At 58.9% G+C, this 2,041-nt stretch carries 3 protein-coding genes; all 3 read left to right on the forward strand.

Annotated features, from left to right (window positions below):
* A partial coding sequence (locus EOD15_RS33405; protein WP_148129794.1) for a GGDEF domain-containing protein occupies nucleotides 1–266 on the forward strand: 266 nt, incomplete at its 5' end.
* A 285-nt stretch (nucleotides 267–551) separates the two neighbouring features.
* Nucleotides 552–1,514, forward strand: a complete 963-nt coding sequence (locus tag EOD15_RS33410; protein WP_127319255.1) for a glycosyltransferase — start codon at nucleotides 552–554, stop codon at nucleotides 1,512–1,514.
* 133 nt (nucleotides 1,515–1,647) lie between these two features.
* A partial coding sequence (locus EOD15_RS33415) for an SLC13 family permease (protein ID WP_281035597.1) occupies nucleotides 1,648–2,041 on the forward strand: 394 nt, incomplete at its 3' end.

Genomic DNA, 2,041 nt, shown 5'->3' on the forward strand with positions numbered 1-2,041 from the left:
GCGTGGACCCCTCGCAATCCTGGGTGGTCGCCGAAAGCATCCGCCGGCGTATCAGGGAGATGGAATTCTCACCCGGCGGCAGGCCTTGTCCGCTTTCCGTCAGCATTGGCGGCACAAGCTTTACCGGCCCGATCACCTATGAGGAAATCTTCTCCGCTGCCGACAAAAGGCTTTACACGGCCAAGTCGAACGGACGCGATCAAGTCAGCTTCGATCCGGCCGGAACGTCTCCGGCGCCTCCGCCCGGGGTTGCCACCGTGCATTGATGGCAGAAACTTGCAGATTACTGGATCGGGAAGCGCAGACCGCTCCTCTACGCTTTCAGAGCTTACAGTCATGTGCAGGAAATCCGATCTTTACGGATAGCATGCTGGCTCTGATAGGCCATGGACTGCAACCGCTTGCCGGTATACTCCCCCGCATTGACGATGTTTCGTTGTTGGTAGAAACGGTTCTGACTCCTGAGTTTCTATGCGTTCCGGCCGACATGCGATCATGATTTTTGATGCTGGCGGGCATGTGGCGGGAACGGTCAGGTAAGCACAGTTATTATGATCCATTTGTTCAACGGCTTTCAGGACCCCTTCGGCGGCAGTGATCTCAAGACTTTGGAACTCTATCGGCTGTTGAGCGCCGATTCGGAAGTGCGCCTTTGGGCTGCGTCATCGAGGGCTTCAGATGAATTAATGCGGCAATTCCCGATACGTCGTATTTCCCCGCTTACGCGAAAAGTTCCGGATGGCGGCACTTACGTCTTTCTCGGAGCGCATTGGCGCAACAAGGTGTGGCCTTACCTGATCCCACGGCCGCGCCGGCTGATTTACGACTTCAACACCCTTCATCCGAAGGTTCTCAACCTTACCACGCGCATGCCTCGGAGCCTGGGATGGCCCGCCGTCGAGATAGTGCTTGTTTCTGATTTCCAGAAGCGATTGCTCCAAATCGAAGGCACCGTGCATCCGTCTCCGATCGATGTCGAACGTTTTTCACCCCGGCGTCTGGCTTCGGATCGTCCGTTCACCGTCGGACGCTTGAGTCGCGACGGGCCGGGCAAACATCATGCCGATGACATACCCCTCTACGAGACATTGCTGGCCGAGGGCACAGCCTTGCGGATTCAGGGCGGGGCAGGGCTCAAGGACAGCCTCATGCCGCATCCGCAACTCGAACTGTTCCCACCCGGCCGATTTTCCGCCGAAGAGTTTCTGCAGACGCTCGACGTGTTTTATTATCGCACCGGTTGGCATGTGGAGACCTTCGGTCGCGTCGTGTTGGAGGCGATGGCCTGCGGTTTGCCTGTGGTCTGCCATTCCCATGGCGGCTATTCCGACCACATAAGGCATGGCGAAAACGGTTTCTTGTTCGAGACGACTGAACAGGCGTTGCGCATCCTTGCCGATCTCAAAGCCGATCCGACATTGCGGGCGACAGTGGGAAAAAGGGCGAGGGAGTCCTTCGAGCAGATCTATTCTTCCCAAGCTGTGCGACAGAGGCTGGATTTCTATTTGCGTTAGCCCGGCGTCTGAAACCGTCTGCCCGGCCGGTTTGGCATCCAGCTCGACATCGCGTTAAAGGGTGAGCACCCGAATGGCCTCCGGGTGGGTGGCAGGCTTCGGCGCGGAAACAGACTGGGCAGGACTTCTATCGATGACATTGATGGGCGCGGCGGCACTGCTGATCCTGATCCTGACTTACGCCGGTGTCGCCATTGGCCGCATCCCCGGCCTGCGCCTCGACCGGGCGGGGATCGCGCTTCTCGGCGGGGCCGCGATGATTGCCATCGGCGCGCTCAGCATGGAGGATGCCTACCGGGCGATCAATTTCGACACCATCACGCTTCTGCTCGGCATGATGATCGTGGTGGCGCATCTGAAAGTGTCAGGCGCCTTTCGCGGTCTTGGCGCCATCGCCATCGAACACGCGCACGCGCCCTTCATGCTTTTGGTGATGGTGACGCTGCTGACCGGCGTGCTGTCCGCCTTCCTGGTCAACGACGCCATCTGCCTCGTCATGGCGCCGATCGTCGTCCATGTCACCCGTG

Origin of the sequence: Mesorhizobium sp. M7A.T.Ca.US.000.02.2.1 (genome assembly GCF_003996995.1) — a bacterium.
Taxonomy (GTDB): Bacteria; Pseudomonadota; Alphaproteobacteria; order Rhizobiales; family Rhizobiaceae; genus Mesorhizobium.

Coding starts and splice junctions, on each gene's coding strand:
- EOD15_RS33410 (WP_127319255.1), top strand. CDS start 552: ATGATCCATTTGTTCAACGGCTTTCAGGACCCCTTCGGCGGCAGTGAT.